This window comes from Streptomyces sp. H27-D2 (assembly GCF_035828615.1).
Lineage (GTDB): Bacteria > Actinomycetota > Actinomycetes > Streptomycetales > Streptomycetaceae > Streptomyces.
The window spans coordinates 1-3,321 of sequence record NZ_JAYMZR010000188.1 but is presented as its reverse complement, the minus strand read 5'-3'; the positions used below and the strand labels follow the sequence as shown (position 1 = coordinate 3,321).

2 protein-coding genes and 1 pseudogene are annotated in these 3,321 nt (G+C 76.9%); all 3 read left to right on the top strand.

Going from position 1 to position 3,321, the window contains the following annotated elements; genetic code table 11:
• Positions 1 to 359, top strand: a pseudogene (locus QMK28_RS33720) (ATP-binding protein); the annotation flags it as partial.
• 5 nt (positions 360 to 364) lie between these two features.
• Entirely contained in the window at positions 365 to 2,701 is a 2,337-nt protein-coding gene (locus QMK28_RS33715) for a GTPase (protein ID WP_326443503.1), read from the top strand.
• Between the two features lie 184 nt (positions 2,702 to 2,885).
• Positions 2,886 to 3,321, top strand: a 436-nt coding sequence (locus QMK28_RS33710) for a single-stranded DNA-binding protein (protein ID WP_326443502.1), incomplete at its 3' end; no start/stop codon positions are given.

The following is a 3,321-nucleotide window of genomic DNA, read 5'->3' as shown; positions in this document are numbered from 1 at the left end:
CCATCGGCGTGACCGTACGGCGCTACCGCCGATGCCTCGAAGAACTGGCCGAGGAAGAGCTGCGCACCGCCGAACTCCGCACCGCCGCCGACCCGGAGGAGACCGCCGCACTGCTGACCGCCGCGCTGCTCGGCGGCGGTCGTACCCGCGCGGCGGGCGAGGCGCTCGCCGAGGCGCTCGGGGCGCACAGCGCGCTGCGGCTGCGCGACGGCGGCAGCCGGCTGCTCGGCACGTACCTCGACCGCGTGCTGAGCACCGAGCGGTGCCGGCGGCTCGCGCCGCTGGACGGCCTGGAGATCACCCCGCAGCACCAAGTCGAACTGATCGCCGCCCTGTCCGTGCTGCAGAAGGAAAGGTGACCGCCGTGACATCAGCTACGCACCGCGACGATGACGAGGGGCGCGACGAGGAGCGGGGTGGGGAGCAAGGTGGGGGTCTGAGCGGGGGGCCGGAGGGGGCGGCGGGAGACGTGACAGGCGACGCCCCCGAAGCCGGCCGCTCGGCTCCGGCCGCTCCACCGACCCGTCCGTCGGCGTCCGGCTCATGGGACGACGGGCTGATCGCCCGGCGGGCACAGAGCGGCGCTACGGCCATCGGCGGACGCCGGACGGGCGGCGCGGACGGTCCGGCCGGCGGCGGGCGCTCGCGGTTCGGCGGGAGCGCCTCGGGACGCGGGGGCTGGAGCGGGGGCGCGGTGGGGAGAGGGCGAGCAGACGGGGACGACGGTTACGCGGCGGGGGGCGCGTCCGTACGGGCTTCCGGCAGGGCCGGCGCACGGTACGCCGCCGCACAGCGCGCCGAATCGGCTGCTGAGGAGGCCGCCCGGCACCGTGCCGTCGCCTCGTACGTCGCCGCCGTCGATGTCCGCGACCGTGAGCGCGAGCGCGCCGACGCGGGCGACGCGGGCAGTGGGCTGCGGATTCGGCTCGACGCGCTGCGGGAGTTGGTCGGGCTGTCCAGGACCCGGTTGCGGCGGCGCGAGCTGGCCGAGGCGGGGCAGGTGCTGGAAGCCGCCGCCGCGCGGCACCGGCTGTCCGGCGAGCACACGGTCGTGGCGCTGGCCGGCGCGACCGGAAGCGGCAAGTCGTCCCTGTTCAACGCGCTGACCGGAGCGTCGTACTCCGAGGTCGGGGTGCGACGGCCGACCACCGCGGAGCCGGTCGCCTGCGCTTGGGCGACCGGTGGGGCGGGCGGCCGGGTGGGGGCCGAGGGGCTGCTCGACCGGCTGGGCATTCCGCCGTACGCGCGACACGCGCTGCCGCCGTCCGCCGAGGACCCCGCGCTGAGCGGTCTGGTGCTTCTCGATCTGCCCGACCACGACTCGGCGGCCACCGGCCACCGGCAGCAGGTGGACCGGCTGCTGGGGCTGGTCGACGCGGTGATCTGGGTGGTCGACCCGGAGAAATACGCGGACGCGGTGCTGCACGAGCGCTATCTGCGGCCGTTGGCGGGCTACGCCGAAGTCACCTTCGTCGTGCTCAACCAGGTGGACCGGCTGCCCGGCGACGCCGCCGACCAGGTGCTCGACGACCTGCGGCGGCTGCTGGACGAGGACGGGCTCGCGCTCGGCGAGCACGGCGAGCCGGGGGCGGCGGTGATGTCGCTCTCCGCGCTGACCGGCCAGGGCGTCCCCGAACTGCGCGAGACCCTCGGCCAGTTCGTGGCCGACCGCGGCGCCGCCGACCGACGGCTCGCGGCGGATGTGGACGGGGCGGCCGCGCGGCTGCGTGAGGTGTGCGTGGCGGAGGGGCGTACGGGGCTTACGGAAGGGGCGCGCGAGGCGTTCGAGGACCGGCTCGCGGACGCGGTGGGCGCGGTGGCGGTCGGCCGGGTCGCCGAGGGCGAGTGGCTGCGGCACGCGGAACACGCCTGCGGTGCGCCGTGGGCCAGGCTGAGCCGGTGGCACGGGGGCGGGCACCCGGGGCAGCGGTCCCGGGCGCGGCAGCGGCCTCGGGGGGCACAGCAACGGCCTCGGGCGGGTACGGGGCGGGGCTCGGGGGCGCGTCCGGGGAGCGGTCCGGAGACCTTCGGGGAGCATTCGGCGCGGACCGGACAGCTCGCCGGACGGCTCGCGGGTCAACGCGCGGCCGGACGGGCGGGCCGCGGCCCGGCGCGGAGCGCCGCAGGCGGGCGGGCCGCAGGCGGGCGGGCCGGGGCCGAAGCGCCGGCCGCCGCCCGACCGGTGGTGGAGCAGGCCGTACGGACGGTGGCCGGCGCGGCGGCCGAGGGGCTGCCCGCACCCTGGGCGCTCGCGGTGCGCGAGGCGGCGGCGCGCGGGGCGCGCGGGCTGCCAAACGCGCTGGACGACGTAGCGGCGGCAGCGGCACGGGCCGCGGTGGACGAGCGCCCGCCGAGGCCCACCTGGTGGACGGCGGCCGCCGGCACGCAGGCGCTGCTGCTGCTGTTCCAACTGCTGGGCGCGATCTGGCTGATGGGAGCGGTGTCGGGGGTGTTCGGGCCGGCTCACTGGCGTCCGGCGCTGCTGCTGACGGCGGTGAGCGTGGCCGGCGGCCCCGTGATCGCCTGGGCCTGCCGCTTGGCGGCACGCGGCCCGGCACGGCGGTACGGGCAGGAGGCGGAGCGGCGGCTGCGGAGCACGGCCGCGGGCTGCGGGCGGGCGCGGGTGCTGGAGCCGGTGGCCGCCGAGCTGTTGCGGTATCGGGAGGTGCGGGACCAGTACGCGGTGGCCGCTGACCTCTGAGGGGCGCCTGCTGGGGAGCTGGATGGGCTGCGTGGGAGCTGGGAGGGAGGCGGAAGTGCTCGTTCGGGTGGACGAGTTGTCCACAACCGGCGGAGTGGTCCACAGGCCCCAGCGGGTTCCCTTCGGCGGGGGCAGCATAAAGGCGCTGGGGAGGTTACCGGGACTGCTGCGGAGGGGGATCTCGATGAACGAGACGACGGTGACGTTGCTGGGGAACGCCGCTACGGGGGTGGTCTACCGCGAGACGGCGGCGGGCATCGCGATGGCGCGCTTCCGGCTGGCGGTCACGGTGCGGAGGTGGGAGCGCGCGCGGGAGCGCTGGACCGAGGCGTACACGAGCTTCTACACGGTGTGGGCGTGGCGGTCCCTCGCCGCCAATGTCGCGGCCTCGGTGGCGATCGGTGAACCGCTCGTGGTGCAGGGGAAGTTGCGCGTGCGGGAAGAGGAGGTCATGGAACAGGGGCCGGGGGCGAGCCGGGCGGGGCCGCGCCGGCTGTCGGCGGACATCGAGGCGATAGCGGTGGGGCACGACCTGTCGTACGGGACTTCGGCGTTCCGCCGGGTGGCGAAGGCCAAGCCGGGGCTGACGCGGGGGCAGGGGGCGGCAGCAGCACCGGGAG